23 protein-coding genes are annotated in these 19,209 nt (G+C 72.5%); 11 read left to right on the forward strand and 12 right to left on the reverse strand.

The window, feature by feature from the left end:
- Positions 1-2 precede the first annotated feature (2 nt).
- The gene (locus tag SD460_RS37670; protein WP_290061055.1) at positions 3-320 is read left to right on the forward strand and encodes an ArsR/SmtB family transcription factor; all 318 of its coding nucleotides are present in this window, start codon (positions 3-5) and stop codon (positions 318-320) included.
- Between the two features lie 178 nt (positions 321-498).
- Here the strand turns inward: SD460_RS37670 and SD460_RS37675 are convergent, their stop codons facing one another.
- The gene (locus tag SD460_RS37675) at positions 499-843 is read right to left on the reverse strand and encodes a winged helix-turn-helix transcriptional regulator (protein WP_290061051.1); all 345 of its coding nucleotides are present in this window, start codon (positions 841-843) and stop codon (positions 499-501) included.
- Positions 844-911: 68 nt separating this feature from the next.
- Between SD460_RS37675 and SD460_RS37680 the strand changes: the two genes are divergently transcribed.
- From SD460_RS37680 to SD460_RS37695, 4 genes are all read left to right on the forward strand, one after another.
- Positions 912-1,550, forward strand: a complete 639-nt coding sequence (locus SD460_RS37680; protein ID WP_290061052.1) for a group II truncated hemoglobin — start codon at positions 912-914, stop codon at positions 1,548-1,550.
- Positions 1,551-1,584: 34 nt separating this feature from the next.
- Entirely contained in the window at positions 1,585-3,021 is a 1,437-nt protein-coding gene (locus tag SD460_RS37685) for an aromatic amino acid ammonia-lyase (protein WP_318307427.1), read from the forward strand.
- Positions 3,022-3,086: 65 nt separating this feature from the next.
- Positions 3,087-3,671: an RNA polymerase sigma factor gene (locus SD460_RS37690; protein ID WP_318307428.1), complete on the forward strand. Its 585-nt coding sequence runs from the start codon at positions 3,087-3,089 to the stop codon at positions 3,669-3,671.
- Positions 3,664-4,533: a CU044_5270 family protein gene (locus SD460_RS37695; RefSeq protein ID WP_318307429.1), complete on the forward strand. Its 870-nt coding sequence runs from the start codon at positions 3,664-3,666 to the stop codon at positions 4,531-4,533. Before SD460_RS37690 ends, SD460_RS37695 begins: the two co-directional genes overlap by 8 nt.
- Before the next feature lie 49 nt (positions 4,534-4,582).
- Here the strand turns inward: SD460_RS37695 and SD460_RS37700 are convergent, their stop codons facing one another.
- Positions 4,583-5,608 (reverse strand): 6-phosphofructokinase, encoded by a 1,026-nt coding sequence (locus SD460_RS37700; protein WP_290062894.1) that lies wholly within the window; start codon positions 5,606-5,608, stop codon positions 4,583-4,585.
- Between the two features lie 281 nt (positions 5,609-5,889).
- Here SD460_RS37700 and SD460_RS37705 point away from each other — a divergent pair, with 281 nt between their 5' ends.
- The gene (locus SD460_RS37705) at positions 5,890-6,972 is read left to right on the forward strand and encodes a 3-deoxy-7-phosphoheptulonate synthase (protein WP_290062892.1); all 1,083 of its coding nucleotides are present in this window, start codon (positions 5,890-5,892) and stop codon (positions 6,970-6,972) included.
- A gap of 518 nt (positions 6,973-7,490) precedes the next feature.
- On the opposite strand, the gene SD460_RS37710 is transcribed toward SD460_RS37705, so the two are convergent.
- Together SD460_RS37710 and SD460_RS37715 are read right to left on the reverse strand one after the other, a co-directional pair.
- A complete protein-coding gene (locus SD460_RS37710) occupies positions 7,491-7,979 on the reverse strand; it encodes a polyadenylate-specific 3'-exoribonuclease AS (RefSeq protein WP_290055585.1) in 489 nt (162 codons plus the stop codon).
- 17 nt (positions 7,980-7,996) lie between these two features.
- Positions 7,997-8,758, reverse strand: coding sequence for a lysophospholipid acyltransferase family protein (locus tag SD460_RS37715; protein WP_290055584.1), 762 nt, complete (start codon positions 8,756-8,758; stop codon positions 7,997-7,999).
- 209 nt (positions 8,759-8,967) lie between these two features.
- Between SD460_RS37715 and SD460_RS37720 the strand changes: the two genes are divergently transcribed.
- The 3 genes from SD460_RS37720 to SD460_RS37730 are packed head-to-tail and all read left to right on the forward strand — an operon-like array spanning position 8,968 to position 11,399.
- Positions 8,968-9,735 (forward strand): alpha/beta hydrolase, encoded by a 768-nt coding sequence (locus SD460_RS37720; protein WP_290055583.1) that lies wholly within the window; start codon positions 8,968-8,970, stop codon positions 9,733-9,735.
- Positions 9,732-10,247, forward strand: a complete 516-nt coding sequence (locus SD460_RS37725; protein WP_318307430.1) for a hypothetical protein — start codon at positions 9,732-9,734, stop codon at positions 10,245-10,247. Before SD460_RS37720 ends, SD460_RS37725 begins: the two co-directional genes overlap by 4 nt.
- A gap of 12 nt (positions 10,248-10,259) precedes the next feature.
- Complete coding sequence (locus SD460_RS37730) at positions 10,260-11,399, forward strand: glutamate--cysteine ligase (RefSeq protein ID WP_290055581.1); 1,140 nt, start codon at positions 10,260-10,262, stop codon at positions 11,397-11,399.
- Here the strand turns inward: SD460_RS37730 and SD460_RS37735 are convergent.
- Positions 11,396-12,241, reverse strand: a complete 846-nt coding sequence (locus SD460_RS37735) for an NUDIX domain-containing protein (RefSeq protein ID WP_318307431.1) — start codon at positions 12,239-12,241, stop codon at positions 11,396-11,398. The two genes, SD460_RS37730 and SD460_RS37735, sit on opposite strands and share 4 nt — an antisense overlap.
- A 26-nt stretch (positions 12,242-12,267) precedes the next feature.
- Between SD460_RS37735 and SD460_RS37740 the strand changes: the two genes are divergently transcribed.
- On the forward strand, positions 12,268-12,744 hold the full coding sequence (locus SD460_RS37740; RefSeq protein ID WP_290055579.1) for an SMI1/KNR4 family protein: 477 nt from the start codon (positions 12,268-12,270) through the stop codon (positions 12,742-12,744).
- A 1-nt stretch (position 12,745) separates the two neighbouring features.
- On the opposite strand, the gene SD460_RS37745 is transcribed toward SD460_RS37740, so the two are convergent.
- The 6 genes from SD460_RS37745 to SD460_RS37770 are packed head-to-tail and all read right to left on the reverse strand — an operon-like array spanning position 12,746 to position 16,911.
- Positions 12,746-13,684, reverse strand: a complete 939-nt coding sequence (locus SD460_RS37745) for an ROK family protein (RefSeq protein ID WP_290055586.1) — start codon at positions 13,682-13,684, stop codon at positions 12,746-12,748.
- 15 nt (positions 13,685-13,699) lie between these two features.
- The gene (locus SD460_RS37750; protein WP_290055578.1) at positions 13,700-14,104 is read right to left on the reverse strand and encodes a hypothetical protein; all 405 of its coding nucleotides are present in this window, start codon (positions 14,102-14,104) and stop codon (positions 13,700-13,702) included.
- The gene (locus SD460_RS37755) at positions 14,101-15,228 is read right to left on the reverse strand and encodes an ArsA family ATPase (RefSeq protein ID WP_290055577.1); all 1,128 of its coding nucleotides are present in this window, start codon (positions 15,226-15,228) and stop codon (positions 14,101-14,103) included. Before SD460_RS37755 ends, SD460_RS37750 begins: the two co-directional genes overlap by 4 nt.
- A 4-nt stretch (positions 15,229-15,232) precedes the next feature.
- A complete protein-coding gene (locus SD460_RS37760) occupies positions 15,233-15,667 on the reverse strand; it encodes an SRPBCC family protein (protein WP_290055576.1) in 435 nt (144 codons plus the stop codon).
- A 27-nt stretch (positions 15,668-15,694) separates the two neighbouring features.
- Positions 15,695-16,489, reverse strand: a complete 795-nt coding sequence (locus SD460_RS37765; protein ID WP_290055575.1) for a metallophosphoesterase family protein — start codon at positions 16,487-16,489, stop codon at positions 15,695-15,697.
- A gap of 11 nt (positions 16,490-16,500) precedes the next feature.
- Positions 16,501-16,911 carry a polyketide cyclase / dehydrase and lipid transport gene (locus SD460_RS37770; protein ID WP_290055574.1) on the reverse strand — a complete coding sequence of 137 codons (411 nt, stop codon included), beginning with the start codon at positions 16,909-16,911 and terminating at the stop codon, positions 16,501-16,503.
- 127 nt (positions 16,912-17,038) lie between these two features.
- Between SD460_RS37770 and SD460_RS37775 the strand changes: the two genes are divergently transcribed.
- A complete protein-coding gene (locus tag SD460_RS37775; protein ID WP_290055573.1) occupies positions 17,039-18,835 on the forward strand; it encodes an AMP-dependent synthetase/ligase in 1,797 nt (598 codons plus the stop codon).
- A 9-nt stretch (positions 18,836-18,844) separates the two neighbouring features.
- On the opposite strand, the gene SD460_RS37780 is transcribed toward SD460_RS37775, so the two are convergent.
- Positions 18,845-19,180 (reverse strand): antibiotic biosynthesis monooxygenase family protein, encoded by a 336-nt coding sequence (locus SD460_RS37780; RefSeq protein ID WP_290055572.1) that lies wholly within the window; start codon positions 19,178-19,180, stop codon positions 18,845-18,847.
- Positions 19,181-19,209 lie beyond the last annotated feature (29 nt).

Below are 19,209 nucleotides of genomic sequence, written 5' to 3' on the forward strand. Positions count from 1 at the left end.
TGATGCAGACGTTCGAGGTGCTGGCGGAGCCCCGCCGCCGCACGATCCTGGACCTCCTCCGCGACGGCGAGCGCTCGGTCGGCGAGCTGGTCGACGAGCTGGAACTCAGCCAGCCTGCGGTTTCGAAGCACCTGCGGGTGCTGCGGGAGGCGGGCCTGGTGACGGTCCGGGTGGCGGCCCAGCGAAGGTGCTACGCGCTGCGGCCGGAGCCCCTGGCGGAGGTGGACGCGTGGCTGGCGCCGTACCGGCAGTTCTGGTCCGAGCGCCTCGACGCGCTGGAGCGCCGGTTGGAGGAGACCGACCCGCCGCCGATGCCGTGAATGACTCATTCCTGTCGTCGGACGGCAGGGCTCCGGCAAAAGTCGGGGTCGACGCGGTGGATCGTCGCCTCGGCGGGCTCGACTGAAGTCCTGAATGAGTCATTCAGGACGCCGGAGGTCCTGAATGACTCATTCAAGACCTCCGGGGGGCCGCTCGAGCCGGCCGGCCGGGGCGGCGTCAGGGGTGGTCGGGCGCCGGCTCGAAGGTGATCCCGCGCTCCGCCGCGCGGCGCTCGCCCCACTCGTACAGGGCCGTCAGCGCGGGGCGGAGCTCCTCCCCCACCGCCGTCAGGTGGTACTCGACCCGCGGCACCCGGCCGTCGAACTCGACCCGGCGCACCAGGCCGTCCGCCGCCAGCTCGCGCAGCTGCTGGGTCAGCATCTTCTCGCTGACGCCCGGCACGCGGCGCCGCAGTTCGCCGTAGCGGTGGGCGCCTTCCTTGAGGTGCGCCAGGATGACCGGCTTCCACTTGCCGCCGATCAGGTCGACCGCCAGTTCCGTCGCGCAGTGGTACCGCTTCACGTCGTTCTCCCTACGCACCGGAAAGTACGTGCTTGCCGCCACCGCCCGGCCGCTGGTTGCCTGGCCGGGTGATCGTCGACTACGTCCGCTACACCGTGCCAGAAGCCGCGCGGGCCGACTTCGAGAAGGCCGCGGCCGGGCACCACGTCGAGCGCGCGCCCGGCCGGTACCTGGTGCGCGCCCCGTCGCCGTTCGGCGGCATCGAAGGCTTCACGCCCGACGGCGAACCCGAGCGCTTCGAAACCACCACCCCGTCCCTCTACGACTGGGCGGGCGGCCGCGAAGCCCTCGTCCGCCTCCTGACGATCTTCTACCGCCACGTCCTCGAAGACCCGCAGCTCGAGCCCGTTTTCCGCGGCATGGACGCGCACCACGCCGAGCACGTCGCGGTCTGGCTCGGCGAGGTCTTCGGCGGCCCGCCCGCCTACAGCGAAAGCCACGGCGGGCACGCCCACATGATCGGCCGCCACCTCGGCCGCGGCATCACCGAGCCGCAGCGCCGCCGGTGGGTGTCGCTGCTGCTCGACGCCGCCGACGAGGCGGGCCTCCCCGCCGACCCCGAGTTCCGCGCGGCCTTCGCCGGCTACGTCGAGTGGGGCAGCAGGCTGGCCGTCCTCTTCTCGGCTCCGGGCGCCGAGCCGAACCCGCACGAACCGGTCCCGCGCTGGGACTGGCCGAGGCCGCCCTGGCCGCCGGCCGGGCCCTAGCCGCATAGTGAGGGCAGTCGAAAGGAGGCTGCCTTTGATCCGGGTGGACGGCCGCACCCTCAGGTGCGCGGACGTCGTGACGGCGGCGCGCACCGAGGGCCCGCTGGGCATCGACGTCTCGATCGCCGCGCAGCGCGCGGCCGAGCACGCGTGGAAGCTCGCCGAAGATCTGAGCACGCGCCGCGTGGTCTACGGCCGGACCACCGGTGTCGGCGCCAACAAGGACGACACCGTCGAGAGCTCGCAGGAGCACGGGCTGCGCCTGCTGCGCAGCCACGCGGGCGGCAGCGGCGACGTGCTGCCGGCCGGGCAGATCCGGGCGATGATGCTGATCCGGCTGAACCAGCTGCTCTCCGGCCGCTCCGGGATCAGCCCCGAGCTGATCGGCGCGCTGGCCGAGGCGGTCCGCACCGGCGCGCTGCCGCTGGTGCACCGGCTCGGCGCGATCGGCACCGGCGACCTCGCGCCGCTGGCGGAGACGGCGCTGGCGCTCACCGGCCAGCGGCCGTGGGTGACCGGGCACGTGCCGCCGGTGCCGGTGCACGCCGGCGACGCGCTCGCGTTCATGAGCAGCAACGCCGCGACGCTCGCCGAAGCGACCCTGGCGGCGATGCGGCTGGACGCGCTGACCCGGGCGAGCCACGCCGTCGCGGCGCTGACGTACGTCGCGCTCGACGGCAACCCCGAGGCCTACGCGACGCCGGTGCACGAGGCCAGGCCGCACGCAGGGCAGGTCGCCTGCGCCGCGGAGATGCGGCGGCTGCTGGGCATGCACCAGACGCCGAAACCGGGGCGCCGCATCCAGGACCCGTTCGGGCTGCGGGCGTTCCCGCAGGTGCAGGGCCCGGCGCTGGACGCGATCCACTACCTGCGCGACGTCCTCGCCGTCGAGATCAACGCGAGCACCGAGAACCCGATGATCTCGACGGTGCACGGCGACGCCTACCACCACGCGCACTTCCACACGGCGTACGTCTCGACGGCGCTGGACCAGGCCCGCGCGACCGTGCACCAGGTGGCGGAGCTGTCGGTGGCGCGGCTGGGCGACCTGGTGGAGCCGGAGTTCACCGGGCTGCGGCCGTTCCTCGCGGCGGGCCCGGCGGGCAGCTCGGGCGTGATGATCCTCGAGTACGTGGCGCACGACGCGCTGACCGAGCTGCGCCAGGCGGCGCTCCCGGCGACCCTCGGCACGGCCGTGGTGTCGCGTGGCATCGAGGACCACGCGAGCTTCTCGACGCAGGCGGCCCGCGCGGCGACGGCGGCGTGCGCGGCCTACCAGCAGGTGCTCGGCTGCGAGCTGGTGGCGGCGGTGCGGGCGCTGCGGATGCGCGAGGCGGACCTGGTGGACCTGCCGGTGCGCGACGCCTTCGAGATGGCGTCGGAGGTGCTGGACGAGAGCGTCGACGACCGGCCCCTCACCGACGACATCGCCGCCGCGGTCGGGGTCCTGGAGCGGCTCGCCCGGATCTAGCGTGAACTCGAACCGCCCGAACCGCCAACAACGGGGCAGCAGGCTTCCCCACAGACAGGCGATTCATGAGTTCACCTGGTGAAGCCGGGGACGACGCGGAGATCATCGCCGCGTCGCTCCGGCACCCCGAACGGTTCGCGGCGCTCTTCGACCGCCACGCCGCGCACATCCACCGCTACCTCGCCCGGCGGCTCGGTGGTCAGGTCGCCGACGACCTGACCGGCGAGACCTTCCTGATCGCGTTCGACCGCCGCGACCGCTACGACCCCGCGTTCCCCGGCGCGCGCCCGTGGCTCTACGGCATCGCCACCAACCTCGCCGGCCAGCGCCGGCGGGCGGAACAGCGCGAGTACCGGCTGCGAGCCGCCCTCGGGCCGCCGTCCGACCACGACTCCCACGCGGACCGGGTCGCCGAGCGGGTGAGCGCCCAGGCACTGACCGGGCCGCTCGCCGCCGCGCTGGCCGGGCTCGCCCCGCGCGATCGCGACGTCCTGCTGCTGATCGCGTGGGAAGGCCTCGCCTACGACGAGGTCGCAGCGGCGCTGGCCATCCCGGTCGGCACCGTCCGGTCGCGCTTGAACCGCGCCCGCAAGAAAGTCCGCGCCGCACTGGCGCCCGCGCCCGCCGAGGAGGTCTCGAACCATGGATGAGATGCAGCTGCTGCGCGACTTCGCCGGACCGGCCGGGCTCCCGGGGCGCGACGACCTGGCCGGCGCGCGGGCCCGGCTCCTCGCCACGGCGACGGCGCGTCCCCGGCGGCGGCACCGGCGCGCGCTCTGGGGCTGGATCACCGCGGCCGGGCTCGCCGCGGCGGCCGCCGCCGTCGTCGTGCTCACGCCGTCCGCCCCGCCGGCTCCCCGGGCGGAGACCGACCCGGTGAAGGTCCTGTACCAGGCCGCGGCGGCGGCGCGGGCCCGGCCGGACGTCGAGCCGCGGCCGGACCAGTTCGTCTACACCCGGACGCTGCTGGCGGACGGCCGGGAAAACGAGTTCTGGGTGTCGGCGGACGGCACCCACGACGGGCTCGAGATCCTCTTCGGGCACGAAACCGAGGTCGCGGGCTGCCGCGACGGGAAGCGCGTGCAGAAGGAAGGCCGCGGGCGCACGGCGACCAGCCGGTGCGAGCCGCGTCCGGCCGCCCACCCGGACCTGCCGACGGACGCCGACGCCATGCTCGCCTACCTGCACCGGAGCACCTACGGCGAAGGCGACACGCTGCACGACCTCGGCAACGAGGTCGTCGATCTGGCCGGCGGCTACCTGCGGCCGGCGGCACGGGCCGCGCTCTACGAGGCCGTGGCGAAGGTGCCCGGGCTCATCCTTCGCGCCGGCGCGAAGGACGCCACGGGCCGGCCGGTACTCGGGATCACCTGGAACAGCACGACCGAGCGCGGGATCGGCAACCAGGACGAGTTCCTGTTCGACCCCGTCACTTTCGCCTACCGCGGCTCCGGCACGACCGGGGCGGTGCTGAGCCAAGGGATCGTCGACGCCGTGCGGCAGCGGCCGTGAACGCGCGAAGGGCCGCCCCGGTCGTCCGGGGCGGCCCTTCGCGGGAGACTCAGCCGAAGAAGACTTCGGCTTCCTCGTAGCGCTCGGCCGGGACCGTCTTGAGCTCGGCCGTCGCCTCGGACAGCTTCACGCGGACGATGTCCGTGCCCTTCAGCGCCACCATCACGCCGAAGTCGCCGTCGGCCACCGCGTCGACCGCGTGCAGGCCGAAGCGCGTCGCCAGGACGCGGTCGTACGCCGTCGGGGTGCCGCCGCGCTGGACGTGGCCCAGGACCACCGCGCGGGACTCCTTGCCGGTGCGGTGGGCGATCTCGTCGGCCAGCCAGGTGCCGATGCCGCCGAGCCGGACGTGCCCGAAGGCGTCCTTCTCGCCGGTGAGCAGCCGCTCCTCGCCGCCCTCGGGCAGCGCGCCCTCGGCGACGACGATGATCGGCGCGAACTCCTTCTCGAAGCGGCTCTCGACGTAGGAGACGACCTTGTCGACGTCGAAGTGCTTCTCCGGCACCAGGATGACGCTGGCGCCACCGGCCAGGCCGGAGTGCAGCGCGATCCAGCCGGCGTGGCGGCCCATGACCTCGACGACCAGCGCGCGGTGGTGCGACTCGGCGGTGGTGTGCAGCCGGTCGATCGCCTCGGTCGCGATGGAGACCGCGGTGTCGAAGCCGAAGGTGTAGTCGGTGGCGCCCAGGTCGTTGTCGATGGTCTTGGGCACGCCCACGACGCCGATGCCGTCGTCGGTCAGCCGCTTCGCGACGCCGAGGGTGTCCTCGCCGCCGATCGCGATCAGCGCGTCGACGCCCTGGTCGGCCAGGACCTTCTTGATCTTGTCGACGCCACCCTCGACCTTGTACGGGTTCGTGCGCGAGGACCGCAGGATGGTGCCGCCGCGGGTCAGGATGTCCTCGACGTCGTTGAGGCCGAGCGGGCGGCTGTCCCCGGTGAGCGGGCCGTTCCAGCCGTTGCGGAAGCCCACGAAGTCCCAGCCGTGCACCTCGATGCCCTTACGCACCACGCCGCGGATGACCGCGTTGAGTCCCGGGCAGTCGCCGCCGCCGGTCAGCACACCGACACGCATGAGAAGCCTCCGTCTGTTCTCTGGAGATGACAGTCACATTTCGTCGCCCGCCAGCGTAGCGGCTCCCGTCTTGATCGGTGCAGCCCGTACCACCTGCCGAATCGGTCCGCGCCCGGCGTGTGCTACGTTGGCGCCGTGCAGCGCTATTTCTGGTTTACGAAGCCGGCCCCGGGTGGGCACGGCGGCGTGAACCTGCGCTGACCTCCACCCCGAGCCGGATCTCCAACCGGCTCGGCGAGTCCCCCGCGGGTCGGTGTCCACCAGGAAGGAACACCCCCGCCATGACGCTCTCGGCCGGCCCCGCCACCATCGGTGACCTCGACGCCGCGCGCACCACGTCGATCAGTCCGCTCATTTCGCCCGCGCTGCTGCGTGAGGACCATCCGGCCGACGCCGCGGTGGCCAAGGTCGTGCGGCAGGGCCGCGCCGAGACGGTCGACATCCTCGAAGGCCGCGACGACCGGCTGCTCGTCGTCGTCGGCCCGTGCTCGGTGCACGACCCGGAAGCCGCGCTCGACTACGCCCGCCGGCTGGCCGCGAAGGCCGAAGAGGTGCGCGGCGAGCTGCACATCGTGATGCGCGTGTACTTCGAGAAGCCGCGCACGACGCTGGGCTGGAAGGGCCTGATCAACGACCCGGACCTCGACGGCACGTTCGCCGTCAACAAGGGCCTGCGCCTGGCCCGGAAGCTGCTGCTCGACGTGTCCGCGCTCGGCCTGCCGGTCGGGTGTGAGTTCCTCGACCCGATCACGCCGCAGTTCATCGCCGACATCGTGACGTGGGGCTCGATCGGCGCCCGCACGGCGGCGAGCCAGGTGCACCGCCAGCTGTGCAGCGCCCTGTCGATGCCGGTGGGCATCAAGAACTCGACGGAGGGCGACGTCCAGGTGGCGATCGACGCGACCCGAGCGGCGGCGGCGAGCCACGTGTTCCCCGGCATCAACACCGACGGCCTCGCGGCCCTGCTGACGACCTCGGGCAACCCGGACTGCCACGTGATCCTGCGCGGCCACAACACGGGCCCGAACTACGACGCGGCAACGGTGGCGGACACGCTCGCGCGGCTGGCGAAGTCGGGCCTGCCGGAGCGGGTGATCATCGACGCGTCGCACGGCAACAGCGGCAAGGACCACGTCCGGCAGGGCGAAGTGGTGCGGGAGCTGGCCGGGAGGATTTCCGGTGGTGAGCGCGGGATCTCGGGCCTGATGATGGAGAGCTTCCTGGCGGGTGGGCGGCAGGAGCTTTCGCTGGGGCACGCGGAGGAGCTGACGTACGGGCAGTCGATCACGGACGCGTGCCTGGCGTGGGACGACACGGCCCCCCTGCTGGACGAGCTGGCGGCGGCGGTGCGGGCGCGGCGTTGAGCGGGTCTGTGATGTCGTGATCTCGATGTAGTGAATGACTCATTCCTGTCGTCGGATGACAGGAATGAGTCATTCACTACGTTCGGGGCGGACGCTCCCGGCCGGGCGGAGGCCACGCGGGCCGGGCCGCAGCAGGCTCGGTGGGCGTGGCCGCAGCGGACGCGACCGAGCTGGGCGGGCCGCTGGTCGAGGGCCGGGGTCCGGACCGGTCTCGTCGGGTCGGGTCAGCTGTGCCGCGAATGACTCATTCGGGACGTGGGAGGTCCCGAATGAGTCATTCGGGACGCTCGTGAGTCGGCCGCGGGTCGCGCTGGGCTGGGCCGGGCCGCGCTGAGCCGGGCGGGACTGGGCTGGCCGGGCTGGGGCGCGCTGGGCCGGGCGGGCCTGCGCTGGGCCGAGCCGGGCCGGGCCGCGCTGAGCCGGGCGGGCCTGCGCTGGGCCGGGCCGGGCAGCGCCGCGCTGGGCCGGGCAGCGCGAGCCGGGTAGCGCCAGCGGAGCCGGGGCGAGCGGCCCCAGGGTCAGCGGCGCGGGAAGTACTCCTCGATGATCTCCCACCGCGCCAAGTTGTGCTTAGCGTCCGCCAGTGCGTCGTGCTGGTCGGTCGGCGCCGCCGGGAGCTTCGGCTTTCCCGCGTCCTCCCACCGCTGCCTCAAGTCACGCGTGAACCGCGGGAGCTGGCGGGGCAGGGCCGGCATCGGGCCCCACAGCTGGGCCAGTGCCACGTGGTCGTACGCCGCGAACCAGGCCCACAGCTCGATTCCACCTGGGGGCTTGCCGAAGAACTCCAGCAGGTCGGTGCGGATCTTCTCGCGGCTGCGCCAGGCCCGGTCGGCCGGGGACGGGAGCTTGTCCAGGACGTTGTCGCGCACCCACTGGCCGGCGCGGGCCGGGTCGAACTCCGTCGAGACCGCGTAGAACTCGCGGCCTCGCTCGTCGACGACACCGATGGACACCAGGTCGATGGTCAGGCCGTCTTCGATGAACTCGGTGTCGTAGAAAAAACGCACTGGTGAACAGTAGTGGGTCAGCCGACCTTGGAGTCCGGCACCCGGGCCGCGTCGCGGGAGGCGGGTTGGGCGGGGACCGCCGGCTTGACCCCGGCGGCCTCCGCGGCCAGCAGCTCCTTGGCCTTCGCCGCGTAGATGTCGACGTACTCCTGGCCGGACAGTTCCATCAGGGCGTACATGATCTCGTCGGTGATGGACCGCTCGATGAAGCGGTCGCCGGCGAGGCCTTCGTAGCGGGAAAAGTCCAGGGGCTTGCCGAAGCGGACCTCGAGGCGGCGGGGCCACCACATCTTGGAGCCGATCGGGTTGACCTTGTCGGTGCCGATCATCGCCACCGGGACGACCACGCCGCCGGACTCCAGCGCGATGCGGGCGACGCCGGTCTTGCCCTTGTACAGGCGGCCGTCCGGGGAGCGGGTGCCCTCCGGGTAGATACCGAGCAGGTGGCCGGCCTTGACCAGGCGGGTCGCGGTGTCGAGGGCGGCCTGGGCGGCGTTGCCGCCGGAGCGGTCGATCGGGAACTGGCCGACGCCGGTGAAGAACCACTTCTTGAGCAGGCCCTTGAAGCCGGGCTCGGTGAAGTACTCGGACTTGGCCGGGAAGGTCACCTTGCGCTTGACCCGCAGCGGCATGAAGAACGAGTCCGCGACCGCCAGGTGGTTGCCGGCCAGGATCGCGCCGCCGGTTTCGGGGATGTTCTCCGCGCCGACGACCTTGGTCGGCCACAGCGTTTTGAGCAGCGGTCCGATGAATACCCACTTCATGAGCCAGTACAGCACCGGTGCCTCAGTCCTCCATCGCAGCTCAACCCCTGTAACCCGCGCGGGACAGCCTACGAACCCGGGTGGCCGCCGCACAACGGAGACCACCCGGTTACCGGCGGGCAGCGATCGATCTCACAGCGAATTCCGGGCCCGGGCGGAGCCCCACAACGCCCGCGAGCCGTGAGAGCATGGACGGATCCACCGCTCACACGGAAGGCGATCGCATGGGCGTGCTCGCCGGCGCGGAACCGTTCGGCCACACCGGTTCGGCCGAGATCGGGTTCCTGCTCTGCCACGGGTTCACCGGTACCCCGGCGAGCATGCGGGCCTGGGGTGACCACCTGGCCGGCGCCGGGTTCACCGTGCGCTGCCCGCTCCTGCCCGGCCACGGCACCCGCTGGCCGGACCTCAACCGCACGACGTGGGAAGACTGGTACGGCACCGTCCGCGAAGCGCTCCTCGAGCTGCTCTCGACGTGCAAGACGGTCTTCGTCGGCGGCCTGTCCATGGGCGGCACGCTCACGCTGCGCCTCGCCGAGGAGTTCGGCGACCGGATCGCCGGGATCGTCCTGGTCAACCCGTCGGTGACGCGGCTGAAGTGGGACACGAAGCTGCTGCCGGTGCTGGGCCGGATCGTGCCGTCGGTGCCGGCGATCGCGAACGACATCAAGATGCCGGGCGAGACGGAGCTGGCCTACCCGCGGACCCCGGTGCGGGCCGCCGCGAGCCTGGCGAAGCTGTGGGCGGTCGTGCGCGCGGACCTGGGCAAGGTGACCCAGCCGGTGCTGCTGCTGCACTCGTCGGTCGACCACGTCGTCGAGCCGGTGAACTCGCAGCTCGTGCTGCAGGGCGTCTCGAGCACCGACGTCACCGAGGTCGTCCTGGAGAACAGCTACCACGTGGCGACGCAGGACAACGACGCCGAGGTCATCTTCACGCGTAGCGTCGAGTTCGTGAAGGCCCACGCCGCACAGCCGGAGGAGACCGCATGAGCCGCGGGAAGGACGGGCCGGAGGACGTCGACGCGACGTTCGCCGAGATCGTCGCCGACCTGCGGGCCGACGGGTTCGGGCTGCCCGAAAACGACACGGCCGACACCGCCGAAACCCCGCAGACCGGCACGGCGACCGAGCAGCGCAAGACGCCGGAGCGGCCCGCCGAGCCGCCGGCCGCGGACCCCACGCCGCCCGAACCGGGCTGGCGGTCCGGGGGCACGTCGTGGGACACCACGATCTTCTCCGACGATCCCGCGGACGACGACGAGCACTACGTCCCGCCGGAGCCGCCGCCGCTGCCGCGGCCGAAGATGGGCGCGTTCCTCATCCTGCTGCTGTTCCTGGCCGGGCTGTTCCTGCTGATCCTGCCGAACGCGATCGGCGTCGGCGCGACGGTGGCGACCCCGCTCGGCATCCTCGCGCTCGCGACGGCGATCGCGCTCCTGCTGCTGCGCGTCCGGCAGGGGCCGCCGCCGGGCGCCGATCCCAGCAACGGCGCCCAGGTCTGACGCGTCACGGCGATGCGCATCGATTTCAGCCCTTCACGGCGTTCGACCGTCGGCGCGGAATGGGAGCTCGGCCTGGTCGACCGCCGCAGCGGCGAGCTCTCCTCGGTGGCGGAACGGATCCTCGACGCGGTCCGCCCCGACGGCGCCGCCGAGCACCCGAAGATCAAGCAGGAGCTGCTGCTCAACACCATCGAGATCATCACCGGCGTCTGCGAAACGATCGCCGAGGTCAAAGCCGACCTGAACGAGTCGCTCGACGTCGTGCACAGCGTCGCGGACCCGCTCGGCGTCGAGATGTTCTCGGCCGGGACGCACCCGTTCTCGAACTGGTACCAGCAGAAGGTCACCGACAAGGAGCGCTACGCCAAGCTGATCGACCGGACCCAGTGGTGGGGCCGCCAGATGCTGATCTACGGCGTCCACGTGCACGTCGGGATCGACCACCGCGAGAAAGTCCTGCCGATCCTCGACGCGCTGCTCAACTACGCGCCGCACCTGCAGGCGCTGTCGGCGTCGTCGCCGTACTGGGGCGCCGAGGACACCGGGTACGCGTCGAATCGCGCGCTGATGTTCCAGCAGCTGCCGACGGCCGGGCTGCCGTTCCAGTTCCGGAAGTGGGCGGAGCTGGAGAACTACGTCGACGACATGTTCACCACCGGCGTGATCGACCACTTTTCGGAGATCCGCTGGGACATCCGGCCGGCCCCGCACCTGGGCACGATCGAGATGCGCGTCTGCGACGGGCTGCCGACGCTGGAGGAGGTCGGCGCGATCGCGGCGCTGACGCAGTGCCTGGTCGACGACTTCAGCGAACGCCTCGACGACGGCGAGATCCTGCCGACGCTGCCGCCGTGGCACGTCCAGGAGAACAAGTGGCGCGCGGCCCGCTACGGCGCCGACGCGATCGTCATCCTGGACGCGCGCGGGCGCGAACGGCTGGTCACCGACGACATCGCCGACCTGCTCGACCGGCTGGAGCCGGTGGCGCGGCGGCTCGGCTGCGTCTCGGAGCTGCGTGACGTCGAGACGATCCTGAAGTACGGGCCGAGCTACGTCCGGCAGCGGGCGGTCGCCGAGCGGCACAAGGGCAGCCTCAAGGCCGTCATGGCGTCGCTGGTCTCCGAGATGCGCGAGGGGATCGCGAAAGACTAGAGCCGGTCGAGCCGGGTCCGGAGCGTGCCCGGGCCGAGGATCGCCGCCCCGAGGGCTTCGACGCGCCCCTTCAGTTCACGGTCCGCCGTCGCGACCAGGATCCGGGCGTCACCCTGCTTCGCGACGACCTCGACGATCTTCGAGTCCCCGTCGGTCTCCGCCGCGACGACCTCCACGCCGGGCACGCCCGTGACGTGCTTGGCCTTGCCTTCGACGACCAGGACGATCCGCGGCCACCAGGTCACGGCGGCGTCGTCCGGGTCGGTCAGGCCCGCTTCGGCGAGCCGGGCGAGCTGGTCGCGCAGCCGCTCGGCGGCGCCGTGCCGGTCGCGCCACCAGCCGTCCGGGCGCGAGCCGACGACGTTGGCCCCGTCGACGACGAGGACGAGCTCCTGCCCGACGCGCGCGGCCAGGTCCGGCCAGGCGGCCGCGAAATCGCGGTGCAGGGGGTAACCGGGGACGTCTTCGGGCTTCACCCAGCGCACCTCCGCGCTCTCGGTGTTGGCGACCCGCGCCTCGGCGCCTTCGGCGAGGGCGAGCACGGTGGTGTAACTCCAGTCCCCGTGGTCGACCACGGACGCGGAGACGGTCCGGAAGGCTTCGGCGGGCACGGAGGCCTCTTCGAAGGCTTCGCGCGCGGCCGCGGTGAGGGCGGTTTCGCCCGCTTCGATGGCCCCGCCGGGCAGCGCCCAGGTGCGGCCGTGGTGCACCCACCAGGCCCGGCGCTGCAGCAGGACCCCGCGGGCGGGATCGACGAGCAGCAGCCCGGCGGCGCCGTACCGGCCCCAGTGCAGGTGCCCGCAGGAACACTTGACGAAGACGCTCGCGGAGGGGCCACTCACCCGACCAGCCTGTCACACTCTCGCGCATGACCCCGTTCGATCAGCTCAAGCCCACGTTCTGGGAGCAGGGCCCCGGCGAGCCGCTGAGCGCCCGCGAGTTCGCCCACGCGAGCCGCGAGCTGGGCGTCCGGCTGCCCCTGGAGCTGGGCGAACTGCTCGGCCTGCGCAACGGTGGCACGGTGGCCGACTCGTTCGACGCCTTCCCGGCGAGCGCGCCTACGTCGTGGAGCGGGACGCACGTGCCGTTCGACCAGCTCCTGGGCGTCGGCGGCCGGCTGTCGATCCTGGACTCGCCGTACCTGAGCACCGAGTGGGACCTGCCGAAGCGGGTGGTGGTGCTCTCCGGGGACGGCCACACGTGGATCGCGCTGGACTACCGCGAGTCGTCGGAGCCATCGGTGACGTGGTTCGACGTGGAGCTGGAGTCGGAGCTCGCCTTGGCGCCGACGTTCCGGGCGTTCCTCGAGGGACTGGTGCCGTCGGAAAGCTTTCCCGAGGAGTGAGTCAGACCGGGGCCTTCGCCGCTTCCAGGGCCAGCGCCGCCGCGCCCACGATGGCCGTGTCGTCGCCGAGGTGGGCCGTGCGGATCCGCGCCAAGGGCCGATGGCGGGCTCCCGTGATCGCGCCCGCGTAGTGCTCGCGGGCCTCGTCCAGGAACAGCGGTGCCGACTCCGACACCCCGCCGCCGATCACGATGATCTCCGGATCGAACACGTCCGCCACCAGGGCCAGGCCCTCGCCCAGCCACTTGGCCAGCTCGGCCATCGCCAGCTGGGCGATCGGGTCGCCGTCGCGGGCCGCGCCGGCCACCCGGCGGCCCGTCACCGAACCGGGGTCGCCCGCGACCTGCGGGGCCAGCACCGTCGAGCGGCCCGGGTGCCGCGCGAGCAGCTCCACCGCCGTCGCCGCCAGCGCCGTTCCGCTGCAGTAGCGCTCCCAGCAGCCGTACTTGCCGCAGGGGCACGGCCGGCCGCCGCGGACCACCGTCAGGTGGCCCAGCTCCGGGGCGACGCCGTACGCGCCGCGGAACAGCTTGCCGTCCAGCAGCAGGCCCGCGCCGATGCCCGTGCCCAGCGCCACCAGCGCCGCCACGTGGGCGCCGCGGGCCGCGCCGAAGCGGTGCTCGCCGACCATCGCCGCGTTGACGTCGTGCTCCAGCAGCACCGGCAGGCCGACGCGCTTCTCGATCCGGTCCGCGACCGGCGCGCCGCGCCACGCCAGGTGCGGCGCGAACATCACCGACCGGCGGTCGCGGGCCACGAACCCGGCGACGGCCAGGCCGACACCAGCCACCTCGTGGCGGTTGCGCAGGTCCTCGACCACGCCGGCGATGGCGTCCTCGAGGGCGCCTTCCTCGCTCGGCGTCGCGACGCGGGCCGTGTCGAGCAAGGAGCCGCGCTCGTCCACCACCCCGGCCCGGACGCTCGTCCCGCCGACGTCCACCCCTATCGTCCGCACTCAGTTCTCCCACTCGTCACGCCTGCGGACGGCGATGTGCTGCACCCGCACCGACACCGAGTCCTCCGCCGGCGGTCGCGGTGTGGGCCGGAACCCGGGCATGTGCACGCCCTCGTCCGGCTCCCAGCGGTCCGCGAGCACCGCCCGGAGCAACGCCACGAGCTGCGCCAGCTGTTCCAGCAAGCGGGCGACGAACTCGGGGCGTTCACCCTGCACCACGGCGACGATCGCACACAGCGGGCACCACCCGCACGCCGAGCCGTCCGGTTTCGCCTGGTCAGGGTCCCCGTGGCCGGCGGCGACGACGCCCTCCAGCCACGGCGCCGCCTTCTCCACGACCATCTCCACGAGCAGGCGGATCTCCTCCGCGAGCCGCGGCCCGGCCGTCTCGTCCTCTTCGCTCACCCGCGTCCCCGGTTCCCGGCCAGGCTCACGACCAGGCCGTCGGCGTCGGATTCCGCGCCGGTGATCCGGCACGGCCGCAGCGACTCCGGCAGGGCGATGAGCCTGCGGAAGCCGTCCACGGTGATCGCCAGGTCGTCGTCGACGCGGGCGAGGTCGACCTCGGTGTCCCGCGTGAGCGGGATCGCGATGCGCAGCGTGTAGCCGTCCGGCGCGCGCCGCACGCGAAGCAGCGGCGTGACCGGGGTGCCGTCGCCCGCCAGGGGGTCGCCGTCGCGGTAGAGCTCCGCGGCGATCTCCAGCAGCGCGGGCAGCCCGACCGGTTCGACGGCGCGGTGCTCGACGCGCGACACCCGCGCGAACCCCGCGCGGGAGAGTTCGGCGAGGACGGCGTCCTGCTGGGTGCGGCGGGTGCGCAGCCAGGAAGCGGCGCCCCCGCGCCAGAACCCGGGCGCGGGCATCAGCCGGTTGGCGATCAGGCCGTCGACGGCGATGCCGCGCAGGGCCAGCGAGCTCAGCGTGCGCCGAGCTTCGGCGACGACGACCCGCTCGGGGGTCAGCACCAGCCGGACAGTGGTCACCGACGGCTCGGTGAGCAGCGCGCGCAGGCCGTCGAGGTGGCGGCCGAGCCGGCGCACGGACTCGGTGACGCGCCGGCCGAACACCCGGGTCAGGTAGCCCGAGACGGCTTCCGGGAGGGCGAGCAGCCGCAGCGTCTCGGCGGTCGGGCCGCAGTCGACGACGATGGTCTCCCACGGCCCGTCTTCGGCCAGCCGGCGGACCTCGGTGAGGGCGAGCAGCTCGTCGACGCCGGGCAGCACGGTGAGCTCTTCGGCGTCCAAAGTGTCCAGGCCCGCGCCGGCCAGCGCGGTCTGCAGCTCGGCACGCAGCCGGTGCCAGCTGGTGTCCACCAGCGTGCGCGAGTCGACCTGCACGGCCGAGAGGAGGGCGTCCACTTCGGACGGTTCGGCGCCCAGGGTGTGCCCGAAGGCGTCGCCGAGCGAGTGCGCCGGGTCGGTGGACACGACCAGCGTCTTCCTGCCGCGCGCGGCCAGGGCGGCGCCGGTGGCGGCGGCCAGCGTCGTCTTCCCGACACCCCCCTTGCCGGTGAACAGCAGGATCCGCACGCGGCTACCCCTCGGCCCGCTTCTTGAGCTCCTTCAGCGCGGTGTCCATGACCATCTTCTCGGCCTTGCGGCGCAGCAGCCCGATCATCGGGAGCGCCAGCTCGACCGAGAGCGTGTAGGTGACCCGCGTCCGGCCGCCGAGGTCCTCGAGCGCGTAGCGGCCGTTCTGCGCCTTCTGCATCTGGCCCTTGACCAGGTGCCAGCTGACGCCGAGGCCGTCGTCGTCCCAGTCGTAGGCGAGGGTGTAGACGTCCTTGATCGGGCCCGCGTCCAGGGTCAGCTTGACCTGCTTGGCCCGGCCACCGGCGTCGGTGTCGAGGACTTCGGTCTCCCGGACGGCCTTGGCCCATTCGGGGTAGGCGGGGAAGTCGGCGATCACGGCCATCACCCGGCTGGGCTCGGCGTCGACCTCGATGGACTGTGTGGACTGCTCGGCCATGGGACGAAGCGTAGCCGCCGCGGTCGGTCACCAGCGCAGCACGTACGGCTGCCCGGTCTCCTTGAAGTGACCCACGTTACGGCACTCGGTCAGGCCGACCCGGACGCGCGAGGACAGCGGCTGGTGCACGTGGCCGAACACCGACCAGCGCGGCCGCTGCTCCCGGATCAGCTCCAGCAGCGCCGTGGAGCCGATCTCGTTGCGGCGCGCGACGACGTCGTAGGTCAGCTCCGGCACGGCGGGCGGGCCGTGCGTGCAGAGGACGTCGACGTCGGTGAGCGCGGCGACGCTCTTGTCGTAGTCCTCGCGATCCCGCAGGTAGGGGCGCCAGGCGGCGCCCTTGCGGCGGTGCGGGACGACGCCGTCGGGCAGCAGCGCGCCGCCGACGAACCCGAACCGGAGGCCGCCGATCTCGGTCACCTCGCCGTCGAGGACGTGGACGCCCTCGCCGGTGAACTCGGGCCACAGCGAGGGCGTGTCGACGTTGCCCGGCGTGGCGTAGGTGGGCGCGGTCATGGCCGCGAACAGCGTCGCGTACTGCTCGCGGATGGCCTCGTCGACCGCGGCGGCCGGGTCGTCGAGGGTCGCCCAGAGCGTCCGGGAAAAGGCAACGGTTTCGTCACGGGTGCCCTCGCGGCGCAGGCGCGCGAACTCGCCGACCTTCCCGGCGCCGAACAGCGCGCCCATGATGCCCTTGTCGTGGTCGCGGTAGTCGACGAAGTCCAGCAGGTCGCCGAGCACGACCAGCGCGTCGGCTCCGTCCCCCGCGCGCTTCAGCGCGTCCGCGTTGCCGTGCACGTCCGAGACGACGTGTACCCGCACCCCTGATCCCCTTAGTCTTCGCCGCGCGGAGGCACTCCGGGCTCGCGCCCGTCCTCCAGGATCTCCTTCAGCCCGAGCGCGATCCCCTTCGCCGCGCGGGCCCGCCGATCGAACTCCCGGCGCAGGTCACGTGGCGAAAGCGCGCGGGGCGCGCCCGCCGCGTCGGCGGGGGTCGCCCGCAGGAAGTAGTGCAGCAGGGTGCCGTCGAGCACCGGCTCGAGCCAGACCTCCATCGTACCGACGAGAGCGCCCCGCACGGTCCAGCGCAGGCCCTTGTCCCCCCGGTCGGTGTAGACCTCCAGGACCAGGTCGGGCCAGTAGCGCCGCCAGGACGCCGGCTGGGCGAAGACCGCGGCCACGGTGGCCGGCGGAACGGCGAGGAACGTCTCGTCGACGATGTCGAGTGAGGGTGGCGCGTTCACGTGCGAAGAATGTCACGCCCTCGCCGTGCGACGGCGATCAGCATGGTCTTAAGGTGCACACCACGCTAAGTTGACTGGCGGGTAACAGCGGTGTCGCCCACCGCACGCGTTGAACACGGAGGTCCACGTGCGCGAATACAGCGCTCCCGCCGGCAAGCCGGTGGCCGACGACGAGAACATGTCCGATGTCGTCTGGGCGAACGCCGAGCGGTTCTCGGACGTGGTGAGCTTCCGCCGCCAGGTCGAGGGCAGCTGGCTGGACGTGACCGCCAAGGAGTTCGCGGCCGAGGTGCTGGCCGTCGCCAAGGGCATGGCCAAGGCCGGGATCGGCCGCGGCGACCGCGTCGCGATCATGTCGAAGACCCGCTACGAGTGGACGCTGATCGACTTCGCGATCTGGGCGGCCGGCGCGGTCACGGTGCCGATCTACGACACCTCCTCCCCCGAACAGGTGTACTGGATCCTCTCCGACTCGGCCGCCAAGGGAATCTTCGTCGAGACGAACGCCCACGCCGCGGCGGTCGACGAGATCCGGGACCGGCTCACCGGGCTGGACAACACGTGGCAGATCGAGGGCGACTCCCCCGCCGTCGAGGAGCTGGCCGCGCTGGGCGCTTCGCTGTCCGACGACGAGCTGCACGACCGCCGCCGCGAGGTGACCGCGGGCGAGCTCGCCACGATCGTCTACACCTCGGGCACCACCGGCCGCCCCAAGGGCGTCGAGCTGACCCACCGCAACCTGCTGGCCGAGATCCGCGCCGACATCGAGGCGTTCCCGCAGCTCATGGAGCAGGGCAACTCGCTGCTGGTGTTCCTGCCGCTGGCGCACGTGCTGGCCCGCGCGATCGCGGTGACCGCGCTGTCGGCCCGCGTCACCCTCGGGCACACCCCGGACGTCAAGAACCTGGTCGCCGACCTGGGCACGTTCCGCCCGACGTTCGTGGTCGCGGTGCCGCGCGTGTTCGAGAAGGTCTACAACTCGGCGAAGCAGAAGGCCCACGGCGACGGCAAGGGCAAGATCTTCGACGCCGCCGAGGCGGTCGCGGTCGCCTACAGCGAGGCGCAGGACAAGGGCGGCGCCGGGTTCGGCCTGAAGGCCAAGCACCTGGTGTTCGACAAGCTGGTCTACGGCAAGCTGCGCGCGGCCCTCGGCGGCCGCTGCGTCGCGGCGGTGTCGGGCGGCGCGCCGCTGGGTGCCCGGCTGGCGCACTTCTTCCGCGGCATCGGCGTCCCGGTGTTCGAGGGCTACGGCCTGACCGAGACGTCCGCGGCGGCGAACGTCAACACCCAGACGGCCTTCCGCGTCGGCACGGTCGGCAAGCCGGTCAACGGCACGTCGGTCCGCATCGCCGACGACGGCGAGGTCCTGCTCAAGGGCGACGTCGTGTTCGGGGCGTACTACAACAACCCGCAGGCGACGGCCGAGTCCCTCACCGACGGCTGGTTCCACACCGGCGACCTGGGCGAGCTCGACTCCGACGGCTTCCTGAAGATCACCGGCCGCAAGAAGGAGATCATCGTGACGGCGGGCGGCAAGAACGTCGCCCCGTCCGGCCTCGAGGACACCATCAAGGCGGCCCCGCTGGTCAGCCAGGCGATGGTGGTCGGCGACCAGCGCCCCTTCATCGCGGCGCTGGTGACGGTGGACGAGGAGTACTTCCCGTCCTGGAAGTCCCAGCACGGCAAGCCTGCCGGCGCATCGGTGGCGGACCTCGCTTCGGACGCCGACCTGCTCGCCGAGATCCAGGCGGCGGTGGACGAGGCCAACAAGCAGGTGTCGAAGGCCGAGGCGATCAAGAAGTTCACGGTGCTGGCCAACGACTTCACCGAAGCCGGCGGCGAGATCACGCCGAGCCTGAAGCTGAAGCGCAACGTGGTCACGAAGAACTACGCGAACGACATCGAAGGCCTGTACAAGAAGTAGCGAGCGGCGTCACGGCCGCACGAAGCCGTGACTTCGCTCCACCTTCGCCACGTGCAGGGTGTAGCTCTCGTACCACTCCGCGCGGCCCCGCCGCTGGGCCGCGCGGTGCTCGGCGTTGCGGCGCCACTCGGTCAGGGCGTCGGCGTCGCGGAAGTACCCGACGGTGATGCCGAGCCCGCCGGGCGTCTGCGCGTGGTCCATCCCCAGGTACCCGGGGACCTCCCGCACGAGGTCCTCCATGCGGGCGTTCGTCTCGCCGTAGCCGTCCTGCTCGGCGGTGCGCACCGTCGTGAAGACGGCCAGGTGGTACGGCGGTTCGAAGGCCCCGACGGGGTGCTCGCTCATGGCGTCACCGTAGAGCCGGCGGCCGACGC

The sequence above is a fragment of the Amycolatopsis solani genome (assembly GCF_033441515.1).
Taxonomy (GTDB): Bacteria; Actinomycetota; Actinomycetes; order Mycobacteriales; family Pseudonocardiaceae; genus Amycolatopsis; species Amycolatopsis solani.